The organism is Halorubrum distributum JCM 10118, assembly GCF_000337335.1.
GTDB classification, from domain to species: Archaea; Halobacteriota; Halobacteria; order Halobacteriales; family Haloferacaceae; genus Halorubrum; species Halorubrum distributum.
This window is the reverse complement of sequence record NZ_AOJN01000063.1, coordinates 37,118-52,108: the sequence shown is the minus strand read 5'-3', so window position 1 is coordinate 52,108 and position 14,991 is coordinate 37,118. Positions and strand designations below refer to the sequence as shown.

The 14,991-nt window shown below is 68.5% G+C and carries 13 protein-coding genes; 10 read left to right on the top strand and 3 right to left on the bottom strand.

Annotated features, from left to right (window positions below):
* From C466_RS14275 to C466_RS14250, 6 genes are all read left to right on the top strand, one after another.
* Entirely contained in the window at positions 1-546 is a 546-nt protein-coding gene (locus tag C466_RS14275) for a DUF7529 family protein (protein ID WP_004599137.1), read from the top strand.
* Positions 547-1,212: 666 nt separating this feature from the next.
* Positions 1,213-2,865, top strand: coding sequence for an ABC transporter substrate-binding protein (locus C466_RS14270; protein WP_004599138.1), 1,653 nt, complete (start codon positions 1,213-1,215; stop codon positions 2,863-2,865).
* A 207-nt stretch (positions 2,866-3,072) separates the two neighbouring features.
* A complete protein-coding gene (locus C466_RS14265) occupies positions 3,073-4,068 on the top strand; it encodes an ABC transporter permease (protein ID WP_275039432.1) in 996 nt (331 codons plus the stop codon).
* Positions 4,068-5,054, top strand: coding sequence for an ABC transporter permease (locus C466_RS14260; RefSeq protein WP_004599140.1), 987 nt, complete (start codon positions 4,068-4,070; stop codon positions 5,052-5,054). Before C466_RS14265 ends, C466_RS14260 begins: the two co-directional genes overlap by 1 nt.
* 1 nt (position 5,055) lies before the next feature.
* The gene (locus C466_RS14255) at positions 5,056-6,177 is read left to right on the top strand and encodes an ABC transporter ATP-binding protein (protein ID WP_004599141.1); all 1,122 of its coding nucleotides are present in this window, start codon (positions 5,056-5,058) and stop codon (positions 6,175-6,177) included.
* Positions 6,174-7,538, top strand: coding sequence for an ABC transporter ATP-binding protein (locus C466_RS14250; protein WP_004599142.1), 1,365 nt, complete (start codon positions 6,174-6,176; stop codon positions 7,536-7,538). The genes C466_RS14255 and C466_RS14250 overlap by 4 nt, the downstream gene beginning before the upstream one ends.
* 62 nt (positions 7,539-7,600) lie before the next feature.
* On the opposite strand, the gene C466_RS14245 is transcribed toward C466_RS14250, so the two are convergent.
* The 3 genes from C466_RS14245 to C466_RS14235 form a co-directional block, all read right to left on the bottom strand.
* Positions 7,601-8,098: a hypothetical protein gene (locus C466_RS14245; RefSeq protein WP_004599143.1), complete on the bottom strand. Its 498-nt coding sequence runs from the start codon at positions 8,096-8,098 to the stop codon at positions 7,601-7,603.
* 69 nt (positions 8,099-8,167) lie between these two features.
* A complete protein-coding gene (locus C466_RS14240; protein WP_004599144.1) occupies positions 8,168-8,602 on the bottom strand; it encodes a dihydroneopterin aldolase family protein in 435 nt (144 codons plus the stop codon).
* An 81-nt stretch (positions 8,603-8,683) separates the two neighbouring features.
* A complete protein-coding gene (locus C466_RS14235) occupies positions 8,684-9,832 on the bottom strand; it encodes an LEA type 2 family protein (protein ID WP_004599145.1) in 1,149 nt (382 codons plus the stop codon).
* A 139-nt stretch (positions 9,833-9,971) separates the two neighbouring features.
* Here C466_RS14235 and C466_RS14230 point away from each other — a divergent pair, with 139 nt between their 5' ends.
* The 4 genes from C466_RS14230 to C466_RS17055 all read left to right on the top strand — a co-directional run bounded on the left by C466_RS14230 (position 9,972) and on the right by C466_RS17055 (position 14,940).
* Complete coding sequence (locus tag C466_RS14230) at positions 9,972-11,291, top strand: amidohydrolase (protein WP_004599146.1); 1,320 nt, start codon at positions 9,972-9,974, stop codon at positions 11,289-11,291.
* Between the two features lie 650 nt (positions 11,292-11,941).
* On the top strand, positions 11,942-13,303 hold the full coding sequence (locus C466_RS14225; RefSeq protein ID WP_004599853.1) for a hypothetical protein: 1,362 nt from the start codon (positions 11,942-11,944) through the stop codon (positions 13,301-13,303).
* A gap of 118 nt (positions 13,304-13,421) precedes the next feature.
* A complete protein-coding gene (locus C466_RS14220; protein WP_004599148.1) occupies positions 13,422-14,711 on the top strand; it encodes an adenosylhomocysteinase in 1,290 nt (429 codons plus the stop codon).
* 79 nt (positions 14,712-14,790) lie between these two features.
* On the top strand, positions 14,791-14,940 hold the full coding sequence (locus C466_RS17055) for a hypothetical protein (protein ID WP_004599149.1): 150 nt from the start codon (positions 14,791-14,793) through the stop codon (positions 14,938-14,940).
* The last annotated feature ends 51 nt before the right edge of the window (positions 14,941-14,991 follow it).

The following is a 14,991-nucleotide window of genomic DNA, read 5'->3' as shown; positions in this document are numbered from 1 at the left end:
ATGGTTCGAACGGACCCCAACGGACAGGATGCGGACGACGCCGAGCGGCGCGCACGGTCGGTTGAACAGTCCAAGACGGGGCTACAGCAGACGATCGAGGACATGAAGGCGATGGCCGCCGACCGCGAGGAGGCCGGGTACGAGACGTTCACGGTCGCGGCGGGGGACACGACGCCGAAGGCGCCGGACACGGGCGAGACGGACGAGTGGGGTCTGAGCTACGTCGTTCCAGGCGACATCGAAGACGAGTTCGGGGCGCTGTACGACCGGGCCGACTTCGACGAGACCGGAGTCTATCAGGCCGACTCGGAGGGCGTCCGGTTTATCGTTACCGAGTGTCTCGACCACGACGAGGGGATTGCCGTGTTCATCGCCGGCACGTTCCGGCTCATGTTCGCGGCGCCGCTGGTCAGGGCCGCTCTCGACCGCGGACGCATGTACACGCACGTGAGGAAGGTCGACGGGACCCACCTCGGAACGATCGACCACGACGACCCCGACGCGTTCTTCCCGGACCCGGAGTCGGTGTACGCCTACGAGCGCTGACCGCGTCTCGACCGGAGAGAGCCGTCGCCGGGGTCGCGGTCGTCGCCGCTCGCTCACTGCTTTCTGCTGATCCGACGGAAACGAATCCAATCGGGGGTGGCCTCCCGCCGTCTCCATCGAGCGCGGAACAGCCCCGAAATCACGCGGCAGCGGTCCGGAACGGGTCAGGGGGTTCGACGCAGGGACGATGGCACTCAACCGCGCGGCCCGGATCCGGAAGGGGTCCGAGCCGGTGGCTCGCCTCGGGACCCTCGGAGGCGACCGCGGTGTGTCCGGAGGGACGTTCTTCCCGGACGACAGGCGCGGGGGGCCGCGTCTGGGTCAACTGAGTGTGTCCCGTCGTAGACCGAGGAGGGACGGCAATTCGTCTTCGGTGAGCGGATCGGGGCGCCAGGGGCGACCGAGGGCGCGCGCGGCGGAACGCCGTCCCGCGACCGCCTGCGTGCGGTTCGCGGCTTTCCCGAGCAGCGCGGGGTATCCGTGTCGGCCGGCGGAGATCGGTCGAAGCCCGGGCGGAAAAATCCGGATCGCGGCAGCAGTTTCTTACTAATCTGGACGACTTTTACGGGGGAACGAGTTAATGATACGACAGCGTAGCGACCAGATGTGACCGTACAGACACGTGGTGCCAAAATACTTATTATATAGAAACAAGACATCGGCTGTATGCGTCGACAACACACACAACGCATTTCGCGACGGAAGATTCTCGCCGGCGGGGCAGCCGGCACCTCTCTCCTGCTGGCCGGGTGTGCCGGCGGCGGGGACGGCGGCGACGGGTCCGGCGGTAACGGCTCCGACGGCGGCGACGGCTCCGACAGCGGCGACGGCTCCGACGGCGGCGACGGCGGCAGCGCCCCGACCCTGTTCTTCGCGCAGGCGAAGGGTCCGCTCGACATGGACCCGGTCGTCATGAACGACGTGCCGTCCGCGCAGATCGCCGGGCGGATATTCGACGGGCTCTACGAGTACACCGACGGCGTCAGCCTGGAGCCGAAGATCGCCGCGGACATGCCCACGGTCGAGCGCGACGGGACGCGGTTCATCGTCCCGATCCGCGAGGACGCCCAGTTCCAGAACGGCGACCCGGTCACCGCCGAGGACGTCGTTCACACGATGATGGCGCCCGTCGAGGAACAGACCGAGAACGCCTCCGAGGTGGACATGATCGACACCGGGGAGGCGATCGACGAGACCACCGCGCAGTTCGACCTCAAGTACCCGTACGGCGCGTTCACGATCGCCATGGCGCGGAACGTCGTCAACGCCTCCGTGCGGCAGGAGGACACCGAGGCGTACAACATGGACCCGGTCACCTCCGGGCCGTTCAAGCTCAGCGAGTGGGAGCCGGAGAGCTACGCGACGCTCGAGCGGTGGGACGACTACTGGGACAGCGACAACCTCCCGGAGATCGGCACGGTCGAGTTCGAGCCGATCGTCGAGCAGACGACGCGGGTCACCGAGCTGGAGACCGGGAACGTCGACGTCATCGAGTCGATCCCGCCGCAGCTGTACGAGACGGTCGAGGCGAACCAGAACGCCACGCTGACGGAGGAGCCGGGTATCGGGTACTTCTACCTCGCGTTCAACTGTAACGAGGGGCCGACGAGCGACCCGCTCGTCCGCGAGGCGGTCGACTACTGCGTCTCGATGGACCAGGCGGTCGAGAACTTCGTCGAGCCGGCCGGCGTCCGCCAGAGCAGCCCGTTCCCGTCCTCGATCTCCGAGGAGTGGAACTTCCCGACCGACGAGTGGTCGGACATTCAGCACGACCAGGACCTCGAGGAGGCGCAGGCGCTGTTCGAGGAGGCCGGCGTCCCGATGGACTACAACTGGCGGATCATCGTGCCGCCGGACAACAAGCGCGAGCAGATCGGCATCTCCATCGGCGACGGGCTCCAGAACGCCGGCTTCCAGAACGTCGAAGTCCAGCGTCTCGACTGGGGCACATTCCTCGACGCGTACGTCACCGGCAACGAGGACGACTACAACATGTACACCCTCGGCTGGTCCGGCTCGCCGGACCCGGACACGTTCGCGTACAACCTGCTGAGCCAGGAGACGGAGGGCGTGACGAACGGGACGTTCCACGGCTACGACGAGGCCTCGCAGAAGCTGACGCAGGCCCGCGAGTCCGCCGACCGCGAGGAGCGTCGCCAGCTCTACATCGACGCCACGACATCGCTGCTTGAGGGGCGCGTCCACCTTCCGGCGTACAACCTGAACAACTCCTACGGCGTGCGCAACGTCGTGGAGGGCTTCAGCTCGCACCCGATCTCGACGGAGGTCCAGCTGGACGGCGTCACCGTGACCCGGTGATCGGACGCGGCGACCCGGTGATCGGCCCGGCGGTGCGGACCCGCGCGGTCCGCGCTCGGAACGGTATCGAGTCGTAAACGCCGCCCTTCCGAGCGGTCGGTGGTGCGGTCGACCGGCCGCTCGCGGCTCCGAATTGGTGCGTCGGCAGGAGCGAAACGGATAAGCGACAGCACAAACCGAGACGAACGCAACGAGGAACCAACGACAGTGAGCTTACTTCGGTACACACTCCGGCGGTTCGCACAGGCGATACCCGTACTGATAGGTATCGTGACGATAACCTTCTTCCTGGCCAACCAGATCCCCGGCGACCCGGTCGACATCATGCTCGGGCCGACGCCGGCCCAAGAGCAGGTCGAGGCAATCCGCGCCCGGTACGGCCTCGACCGGCCGATACACGTGCGGTACTTCGCGTACCTCAGCAGCGTCGCGACGGGCGACCTCGGCCTCAGTATCTACTACGACCGCCCCGTCCTCGAGATGATCATCCTCCGGCTCCCGGTCACGCTGTTGCTCATGTTGTCCGCGTTCGCGTTCGCCATTATCACCGCCATTCCGCTCGGCGTGATCTCGGCGAAACGGCGGAACGAGCCGGCCGACCACGTCTCCCGGATCATCTCGCTGATCGGCGTCTCGACCCCGTCGTTCTGGATCGGCTTGGTGTTGATCATCGTCTTCGCCTTCTATCTCGGGTGGTTCCCCGCGCGGGGGCTCGTCCTCCCGTGGGCCGACCCGACGAACGTCCGCGGGGCGGCGACGCAGTTCCAGGTGATACGCCAGTCGATGCATCACCTCTTCCTCCCGATGATCGGGCTCGGAACGCTTCAGATGGCGCAGATCACGCGGATCGAGCGCTCGTCGATGGTCGACTCGCTCCAGGGCGAGTACGTGAAGCTCGCCCGCGCGTACGGCGTGCCCGAGTCGACGATCGTCCGCAAGCACGCGTTCCAGGTGGCGCAGCTGCCGGTTATCACCATCATCGGCCTCGGCCTCTCGACCGCGCTCGGCGGCGCCGTCCTCACGGAGACCGTCTTCGGGATCCAGGGGATGGGGAGACTGATCATCACGGCGATCAACAACCAGGACTACCAGCTGATCATGGGGACGACGCTCGTGTTCGGGTTCGTCTACGTGGTCGGTGTGATCATCACGGACATCACGTACAGCTACCTCGACCCGCGGGTCACCTACGGTGACGAGTAATGTCTGTTAACAGCGCGACTTCGGACGACGACACGCCGGACGACGGGGACGAGAGCGGCGGGCCCGAGGAGGTCGAGGCCCGCGTCGGCCTGCGGTACACGCTCAAGCAGGTCAGACAGGACACGACGGCGCGGATCGGGACCTACATCGTCGGCTTCATGACCTTCGTCGCGGTGTTCGCCGCGTTCGACTACTACGTCCTCGACTACGCGATCGCGGAGGCGGTGCTGTACAACCCCGAGACCGACCCGGAGAACGTCCGGCGGCTCCTCCCGCCGGTCGGCATGGAGAACCAGTTCGGGCAGGGCGTTATGGCACACCCGCTCGGCACCGACCACCGCGGTCGAGACCTGCTCTCCCGGACAATCTACGGGACGCGGATCGCGATGACGGTCGGGTTCCTCGCGACCGCAATCGGCCTCGGCGGCGGCACCGTCATCGGCGCCGTCTCCGGCTACTACGGCGGCTGGATCGACGACGTGCTCCAGCGCGTCACCGAGACCATCTACGCGATCCCGTTCCTCGTGCTGGTCATCGCGTTCATGACCGCGTTCGGGCGGAACCTCACGTTCGCGATGATCGGCGTCGGGATCACGGCGGTCCCCGTGTTCAACCGGCTGATCCGGTCGCGCGTCGTCTCCATCCGCGAGGAGGACTACGTCGAGGCCGCGCGGGCCGCCGGGGTGAAAGACCGGAACATCATCTTCCGGCACATCATTCCGAACAGCTTCGCGCCGGTGCTGGTCCAGGCGACGCTCCAGGTCGGCGTGAGCATCCTCATCGTCGCCGGCCTCTCGTTCCTCGGCTTCGGCGCGCAGCCGCCGACGCCGTCGTGGGGGCAGATGCTGTCCGCCTCGCGCGGGTACATGCTCCCCGCGCCGACGTTCAGCATCTTCCCCGGAATCGCCATTCTGATCACCGTCATCGGCTTCAACATCCTCGGCGACGGTCTCCAGGACGCCCTCGATCCGCGGATCAACAACTGATATGAGCGAACCACTACTCAGCGTACGCGATCTCAAGACACAGTTCTTCACCGAGGACGGCACGGTCCGCGCCGTCGACGGCATCTCCTTCGACGTCCACGAGGGGGAGATCGTCGGCCTCGTCGGCGAGTCGGGCGCCGGAAAGTCGGTGGCGACCTCCAGTATCCTCCGGCTCGTCGACAGCCCCGGCGAGATCGTCGGCGGCGAGATCGAGTTCAAAGGCGAGACGATCTTCGGGCTCGAAGAGGGCGACGACGGCGAGCTGCGCCCCCGCGACGAGATGCTCACCGAAGAGGAGATGCGAAAGCGGATCCGCGGCCGCGAGATAGCGATCATCTTCCAGGACCCGATGGAGTCTTTGAACCCCGTGTTCACCGTCGGGGGGCAGCTCCGGGAGTTCATCGAGATTAACCGCGATTTGGGGGCCGAGGAGGCGAAAGAAGAGGCGATCGACATGCTCAGGGAGGTCGGGATTCCGGCGCCGGAGTCCCGGTACGACGAGTACCCGCACCAGTTCTCCGGCGGGATGCGGCAGCGCGTGCTGATCGCGATGGCGCTCGCCTGCCAGCCCGACCTGATCATCGCCGACGAGCCGACGACCGCGCTCGACGTCACCGTCGAGGGCGAGATCCTGGAGATGGTGACCGAGCTCCAGGACAAGTACGACACCTCGTTCATCTGGGTCACCCACGACATGAGCGTCGTCGCGGAGATCTGCGACCGCGTCAACGTGATGTACCTCGGCGAGATCATCGAGCAGGCCGAGGTGGACGACCTGTTCCACGACACGAAACACCCGTACACGTCGGCGCTGCTCGACTCGATGCCCCGTCCCGACCGGACGGTCGACGAGCTCAGGCCGATCCAGGGGGTGATGCCGGAGGCGATCGATCCGCCCGCCGGCTGTCGGTTCCACTCGCGGTGTCCCGAGGCGCGGGAGGTGTGCCGCGAGGTCCACCCCGAGCCGCGGGAACTGAGTGACGAGGGCGAGGCGCCGCACACGGCCGCGTGCGTGAAACACGACGCGTTCGGCGTGGGGTACGACGAGAGCCCGCCGATCGAGACGGAGGCCACCGGCGGGTTCTCCGCCGGCTTCACCGAGACCGGGGGTGAGGCGGAATGACGGAAGTCGGCCCGCCGGAGTCGGACCCCGAGGCGCTGTTACAGGTCCGGGACCTCAAGAAGCATTTCGACAACGAGAGCGGACTCCTCGCCGGCGTCCAACTCGACGACGAGTTCCCGTACGTCTCCCGGTCGACCTCCGACGTCCGCGCCGTCGACGGCGTGAGCTTCGACATCAAGGAGGGGGAGACCCTCGGGCTCGTCGGCGAGTCCGGCTGCGGGAAGTCGACGCTCGCGCGCACCGTCCTCCGGCTGCTCGAACCGACCAGCGGGAGCGTCTACTTCCAGGGCGAGGACCTCGCCGAGCTGTCCGGCGAGCCGCTGCGGCGGATGCGGAAGGACATGCAGATGATCTTCCAGGACCCGCAGTCGTCGCTCGACCCCCGGATGAAGGTCGGCCCGATCGTCGAGGAGCCGATGAAGGCCCACGACATGCTCGACGAGGAGGGCCGGGAGGCCCGCGCGAAGGAGCTGTTGGAGAAGGTCGGGCTCGACCCGCAACACTACAACCGGTACCCGCACGCGTTCTCCGGCGGGCAGCGCCAGCGCGTGAACCTCGCGCGGGCCCTGTCGGTGAACCCCGACTTCATCGTCTGCGACGAGCCGGTGTCGGCGCTCGACGTGTCGATCCAGGCGCAGGTGCTCAACACGATGGAGGAGCTGCAAGAGGAGTTCGACCTCACCTACCTGTTCATCGCGCACGACCTGAGCGTCATCCGCCACATCTCCGACCGCGTGGCGGTGATGTACCTCGGGAACGTCGTCGAGCTGGCCGACAAAGAGGAGCTGTTCGAGAACCCGAAACACCCGTACACCCGGGCGCTGCTCGACGCGATTCCGGTCCCGGACCCGCGGAGCGGCGGGCGGAAGGCGCTCCTCTCGGGCGACGTGCCCTCGCCGATCGACCCGCCCTCGGGCTGCCGGTTCCGGACGCGGTGTCCGAAGGTGATCCAGCCGGACGAGTACGACATGACGGAGGACGCCTGGCGGAACGTCGTGGAGTTCCAGCGCGCGGTCGAGCGCCGGGCGTTCGAGGAGACCGACCCCGACGCGCTCCGGTCGCGGTACTTCGAAAACGCGGTGCCGAGCGGCGACGCCGGCACCCTGCTCGACGAGGCGCTCGGGCACATCGAGCGCGATGAATGGGACGACGCCGAACAGATCCTCAGCGAGCGGTTCGCGGACCAGAGCGTCTGCGCGACGACGACGCCCGCCTACGAGGTGCCGTCCGACCTCACCGACGGCCGTCACTACTCGGCGTGTCACCTGCGTCGCGACGAGGCGCTCGCGAGCGCCGTCGACGAGCCCGCGGTCGACGACGCGGCCCGCCCCGGCGCGGGAGTGACCGAAGCGGACGACTGACCGCCCTCGTTTTCGGCCGTCTGGTTCGGCGGAGAAGCTGACAGCGGGCCGGCGAGCGCCGGCTACCGGATCCGGATCTGCGTGGCGTCCTCGTGACGCTCGTCGGCGTCGGGGACCGGGACGAACGCGGAGATCCTGTGGTCGCCGCGCTCGGCCCGGACCGACCGGTCGAGCCCGTCCTCGTCGGAGCGGCGGAACCGCCCGTTCCACGTGACCGTCGCGCGCTTCGTCTCGCCGGCCCGGAGCGACAGCGAGGACTCCTCGGCGGACACGTAGCGTCGCTCGTCGGTGGCCTCTAAGACGCCGTCGACCGCCCACCCCCACAGGCGGCGGGTCGTCGTGGGGACCTCGACCGGGACCGGCAGGCGGTTGCGGATCGCGACTGTGATCGCGACCGGCTCGTCGGGGGCGTACTCGGCGGCGTCGGTGCTGACGGTCACCTCGATCGCTCGCCGCGCCACCGATCGGGGCACGACGCGGCCGAGGGCCTCGGAGAGGTAGTTCTTCGTCTCGTCGAAGCCGGTTCGGTCCGTCCGACCGTCGTGTCGTCTGTCGACCATGTGAGTCTCTGAAAGCGGGAGATCGGGAGCGTCGGCCGCCGTTCGGCTCGTCGTAGGCGGTTCGCGGTACTAAGCGTTCGGGTCGGCGTCGGGCGAGGAGTCGGCGTCGGGCGAGGAGTCGGCGTCGGGCGATGAGTCGGCGTCGCCGGAGCCCGGCCGGCCGCCGTCGACCACCTCGACGAGTTTCATTAGGGGGTACCCGTCTTCCAGCTCCATGCGCGTGCGGACCGTGACGCCCTCGTAGGCGATCCGCATCCGGACGTCCATCAGCGAGCCGGTGAGCTCGGTGTAGCCGTTCTCGTGGTCGATGGCGTCCGCGACGCGGTCGTCGTGGACCGTCACCTCGACCGCCTCGCAGTGCGGCTGGTTCTCGATCGCCTCCGCCATCGCGGCCTCCAGGCTCCGCGCGCTCGACGGGCTGACGGGCGTCCCGGCGAACTGGTGGTACAGCGAGCCGAACTTGATCCCCGCCTCGAAACACGCCTGCTGGGCGTCGGTTGCCATGGCGGAACGCGGCCGCGGGCGGGCAAGAAGGTTCGGACGGCGAGCGGGAGGAACGGTCCGAGGTGCGGGAGGCGGCCGCGGTTATCGGTCGGCGGCGAGGGGAAGCAGTCCGCCGTCGTCGCCGGAGTCGTCGCCGGAGTCGCCGTCGTCAGTCGTGTTGTCGTCGGCGCTGGTGCTGCCCCCGTCGCTGGTGTTCTCGCCGTCGTCGGAGCCCTCGGCGTCGGTCGAGTCTCCGGTGTCGCTCCCCTCGCCTCGGTCGAGCCCCTCGTCGAAGATGTCCGTCTCGACCGTCTCCTCGTATGTCAGCGCGTCCAGCGGGACGGTGAGCTCCTCGCCGGAGGGGAGCTCGACCACCGCGTAGAACTCGATCCGGAGGTCGCTCACCTGGTGGCCGTTGACGGACTCGTTGAGGTGGGTGACCCACCACTCGTCGAGGCGTTCGTTGCGGAGCGCGGCGGACAGTTCGACCGTCTCGGAGCCGTACGAGGGGATGACGTACTCCTCGTCGGTCGAACCGGAACCCATCTCGACGCCGTTCATCGTCACGTCGTAGCCGATCTCGGAGACCACGTACGGTTCGAGGTTGGGGTTGTAGGCGTCGAACTCCATCTCGATCGGCGTCTCCTCTTCGCTCACCGTTCCCCACCGTCCGCGCGTCTCGTTGACGTAGAGCACGGGGTCGTCGACGAGCGGCGCGTCGGCGTTCACCGGGCGCGTCTCGTCGGAGGTGAACGCGCCGATGAGGTCCGTCTCGACCTGTCGGGTCCGCGTGAGGTTCGCGCTCCGGCCGAGCAGGTCCGAGGTGACCGTCGCGTCGATGGCGACGGTCGTCCGCTCGTCGTTCTCGACGTGGCTGGTCCACCACGGCGGGATCGCGTCGTTCTCGAGATCCGTCTCGAACGCGATAGAGGAGTTTCCGGAGGCGACGCTGACGCCCTCGCGGCCGCCGCTCGCCATCTCGACGTCGTTCATCGAGACGGTGTAGTCGATCGAGACGCCGTCGAGGCCGACCCCGATCGGGTTCGGGTTCGAGACGACCAGGTCGGTCTCGACGACCGTCGTCTCGTTCGTCACGTCGCCGAAGGAGTTGTTCACGGCGGCGACGCTCGGGACGCCGACGACGCCGAGGGCGAACGCCCCGCCGACCGCGGCGGCGACGACGAGCAGCCCGACGACGGCGATCCGGAGCTTCCCAGCGGTGAGCGCCGAGACGATGCGGTTCAGAGCCATACCCGTTCGTTTCGATCGGTAGATAAAGTCGTATCGTTCGTGAAGGAGTGTTTCGACGAGCGTATCGGTCGACGGGCGGGGTCGACGCGCGGGGACGAGGAACCGAAGGCGTTTGGTTCGGCGGGCGGAACGAGCGGACATGAACCACCTCCGCGTCACCGGCGGACGAGTGCTCCGGCCGGACGGCCGGGTCGAGCGGGCGGACGTCGCGGTCGACCGCGACGAGGGAACGATTCGAGCCGTCGGGTCGCCGAGCGAGGTCGACGAGGCGGTCGGCGGGGCGGCCGCCGAGACGCTCGACGCGTCGGGGTCGCTCGTGATCCCCGGGCTCGTCAACGCGCACACGCACGTCGCGATGACGCTGCTCCGCGGGTACGCCGACGACAAGCCGCTCGACCCGTGGCTCCGCGAGGACATCTGGCCGGCGGAGGCCGAACTGACGCCGGACGACGTCGAGGCGGGCGCCGAGCTCGGCGCCGTAGAGATGATCCGGTCGGGGACGACCGCGTTCGCGGACATGTACTTCGCGATGGACCGCGTCGCCGACGCCGTCGACCGCGCGGGGCTGCGCGCGAGACTCGGGCACGGCGTCGTCACGGTCGGGAAGGACGAGGCGGACGCCCGGGCGGACGTCGAGGAGAGCCTCGCGGTCGCCCGCGAGCTCGACGGCGCCGCGGACGGGCGGGTCCGCACCGCGTTCATGCCGCACTCGCTGACGACGGTCGGCGAGGAGTTCCTGCGCGAGGGCGTCGCCGAGGCGCGCGAGGCGGGGATTCCGATCCACCTCCACGCGAACGAGACGACCGACGAGGTGGAGCCGATCGTCGAGGAGCGCGGCGAGCGGCCGATCGCGTACGCCGCCGAGATCGACGCGCTCGGCCCGGACGACTTCTTCGCGCACGGCGTCCACGTCGACGACTCCGAGGTCGACCGACTCGCCGAGGCGGGGACCGCGGTCGTCCACTGTCCGGCCTCGAACATGAAGCTCGCCAGCGGGATGGCGCCGGTTCAGCGCCTGCGCGAGGCGGGCGTGACGGTCGCGTTGGGCACCGACGGCGCGGCCTCGAACAACGACCTCGACGTGTTCGACGAGATGCGCGACGCCGCGATGCTCGGGAAGCTGGCCGCGGACGACGCGAGCGCGGTCCCCGCGGCGGCCGTCGTGGAGATGGCGACCGCCGGCGGCGCCGACGCCCTGAACCTCCCCGGCGGCCGGATCGAGGCGGGCGCGGCCGCCGACCTCACGGTCGTCGACCTCGACGCGCCGCACCTGACGCCCGTCCACGACCCCGTTTCGCACCTCGCGTACGCGGCCCGCGGGAGCGACGTGCGCCACACGGTCTGCGACGGCCAGGTCCTGATGCGCGACCGCGAGGTGCTGACGCTCGACGCCGAGGCGGTCCAAGAGCGCGCCGCGAACGCCGCGCGCGACCTCGTCGAGCGGGTCGAATCGGCGTAGCGCGCTGCGCGACCGCAACCGAACGCGAAGCGCGAAGCCGACCCACGTAGGCAGTATTTAAATATCGAATCCGGGATTCACGTCCCATTTATAAATGAGAGTGCGGTGGCGCGTGCCTCCGAGTGGTCGCCAGAGGCGGCCGCGAGGAGCACGCGCGAGGGACGCGGCGACCGAAGCGAAGCGGAGGGAGCCGCGAGGTTGGGGAGGTGTGAGGCGCTGTGCGGTGCGGTCGGGTGGGATTCAAAGGGGCAGTCGCGAGGCCGACGTAGGCGACGCAAGCACTGGAACGAGGGAACGAACGTAGTGAGCGACCGAGTGAAGCGCGCAGCGAGCGTACGTCGGCCTCGCGACTGGGGCTTTGGAGGCGTTCGCCGTCGTTCCGCTAGCTACCTTTTATAAACGAGCCGCCGGGGTTCCGTCGGTAGTCACCGCGCCAGCAGACGCGGCGCGAACAGGCGATAGGTAAACGACGCAGTGCGCGCGAGCGATGGCAGAGTCGAAACCGGGGGCGATCACCGTCGAAACCGCCGCCGAACCTCCGATCTCCCAAAACAAACTCCTCAGCGCCGTTAACCCGGATACAAACCGAATTAAACCGCGTTAACGGACTTCTCTATTTATACGTGAACAGGGAGTGGACCCGAGTGGACATGAGCAAACGCACGACAGCCATCCTCCTGATCGCGGTCGTCGCGCTCGGCGCGATGACCGGCGTTGCGGCCGCCGACGGCCACCTCGAAGTGGCCGTCGACACGGACGCGGACGGGACAGCGACGGTCGAGGTGACCGAGAACGACACCGCCGTCGAGAACGCCACGGTCGTCGTGAGCGTGGTCGACGCGGAGAACGAGTCGTACGCGGGAGCGGGCGAGTACGAGACGGACGCGAACGGCACCGTCGACCTCGAAGCGCCCGAAGAGGACGTGACGGTCGAAGTCACGGCCGCCGCGGGTAACGACACCGCCGCGACGACGGTCGACCTCGAAGCCCCTGACGGGCTCGAACTCGACGTGGCGGACACCGACGGCGAGCCGGTCGTCACGGTGACCAACGACGACACCGCGGTCGAGAACGCCTCGGTCAACGTCACGACCGCCGACGAGAACGCCTCCTACGCCGGCACGGGCGACTACGAGACCGACGAGAACGGCACCGTCGACCTCCCCGCCGCCGAGGAGGACGTGACGGTGAACGTCACGGCCGAGTACGAGAACGAGAGCGTCTCCGAGACGGTCGACATCGAGGCGCCCGACGGCCTCGAACTCGACGTGGAGAACACCGACGGCGAGCCGGTCGTCACGGTGACGAACGACGACGACCCCGCCGAGAACGCCTCGATCACCGTCGAGCTCGCCGACGACGCGGGCGAGAACGCCTCCTACGCCGGCACGGGCGAGTACGAGACGGACGCCAACGGCACGGTGACGCTCCCCGCCGCCGAGGAGGACGTCACGGTCGAGATCACCGCCGAGTACGAGAACGAGAGCGTCTCGACGACCGCCGACCTCACCGTCGGCGACGAGGGCGACGAGGCCGACGAGCAGGCGTTCGGCCAACTCGTCCAGGAGTTCATCGAGAGCCTCGAGGACCGGGACGGCGGCATCGGCAGCGCGGTCTCGGACTTCGTGACGGAGAACAACCCCGGTAACGCCCCCGACCACGCGGGCGGCCCCGGCGGCCCTGACGACGGTAACGCCAGCGACGAGAACGACAGCGCGCCGGGCAACGCGCCCGACCACGCGGGCGGCCCCGACGGCGAGAACGACAGCGACGAGCGCGGCCCGCCGGCCCACGCCGGTCCGGGCGGTGACGACGCGGAAGACGACGACGCTGAGGAAGACGACGCCGAAGACGACGACGCCGAAGACGACGACGCTGAGGAAGACGACGCCGAAGACGACGACGCCGAAGACGACGCCGACGAGGAGGATGATGAAGACGATGAAGAGGACGAGGACGACGACGACGACGGCGGCCCGCCGGACCACGCTGGCGGCCCCGGCGGTAACTGACGACGCGGTCCGCAGTTCGGGTCGGTAACGCGAGCGTCGCTCGCTGAGAACCGACTTTCCTTTTGCGTGCGCACTCCGTGTCGGCAGGGTTTAGTGCGCCGTGAGCGAACCGAGAGGCATGAGCGAAACCGCGTATTCGCCGGTGTCACAGCACCTCTCGGACGTCGAAGCGGCCCGAGAGGAAGGGCGCCGGAAGATGGACTGGGCGCTCCAGCACATGCCGATCCTGAACGCGCTCCGCGACGAGTTCGTCGACGAGCAGCCGCTCGCCGGCGAGACGATCGCGATGGCGATGCACGTCGAGGCGAAGACCGCGAACCTCGTCGAGCTGCTCGCCGAGGGCGGCGCCGAGGTCGCGATCACCGGCTGTAACCCCCTCTCGACGCACGACGACGTGTCGGCCGCGCTCGACGCCCACGAGTCGATCACCTCCTACGCGGTCCGCGGCGTCGACGACGACGAGTACTACGACGCGATGCACGCCTGTATCGCCCACGGGCCCACCATCACCGTCGACGACGGGATGGACATGGTGAAGCTCGTCCACGAGGAGTACCCCGACCTCATCGACTCCATCGTCGGCGGCGCCGAGGAGACGACCACCGGCGTCGACCGCCTGCGCGCGATGGACGCCGACGGCGAGCTCCACTACCCCGTCTTCGCCGTGAACGACACGCCGATGAAGCAGCTGTTCGACAACGTCCACGGCACGGGCGAGTCGTCGCTCGCGACCATCGCGATGACGACGAACCTCTCGTGGGCCGGGAAGAACGTCGTCGTCGGCGGCTACGGCCAGTGCGGGAAGGGCGTCGCGAAGAAGGCGGCCGGCCAGAACGCGAACGTCATCGTCTGCGAGGTCGATCCCCGGAAGGCCCTGGAAGCCCACATGGAGGGCTACGAAGTGCTGCCGATGGAGGAGGCCGCGAAGAAGGGCGACGTGTTCATCACGACGACCGGCAACCGCGACGTGATCACCCGCGAGCACTTCGAGGAGATGAGCGACGGCGTCCTCCTCGCGAACGCCGGCCACTTCGACGTGGAGGTGAACCTCGACGACCTCGACGACCTCGCGGTCGACCGCTACGAGGTCCGCGACGGCGTCGAGGGGTTCGAGATGCCCGACGGCCGCGTCCTGAACGTCATCGCGGAGGGCCGGCTCGTCAACCTCGCCGCGCCCATCGCCCTGGGCCACCCCGTCGAGGTGATGGACCAGAGCTTCGGCGTCCAGGCGGTCGTCGTCCGCGAGCTCGCCGCGAACGGCGACGCGTACGACGCCGGCGTCCACGACGTGCCCGACGATCTCGACCGCGAGGTCGCGGACATCAAGCTCGCAGCCGAGGGCGTCGAGTACGACGCGCTCAGCGACGAGCAGCGCAAGTACATGGGGAGCTGGGAGCACGGCACCTGATCCGGGCTCAACGCAGCCCGCCCACCGACCGCACCGCCGCCTTCGACCGGCTTTTGTGCGACGCGGTCGTACCGATCCCATGAACCTGACCGCGGTGTTACACGCCGGGTTCGGCGTATCGGTGCTGGCCGGAATCCTCGTCTCGGACGCGACGCTCCGCGTCGCCGCCTTCGCGCTCGGGGCGATCCTATTTGTCGCCGGCATCGTCGTGTCGCGGCGCGGCGACTGAGCCGCATCCGCCCCCGGCGCGCGCCCTTTTTCACTCGCAACCGCCTACGGA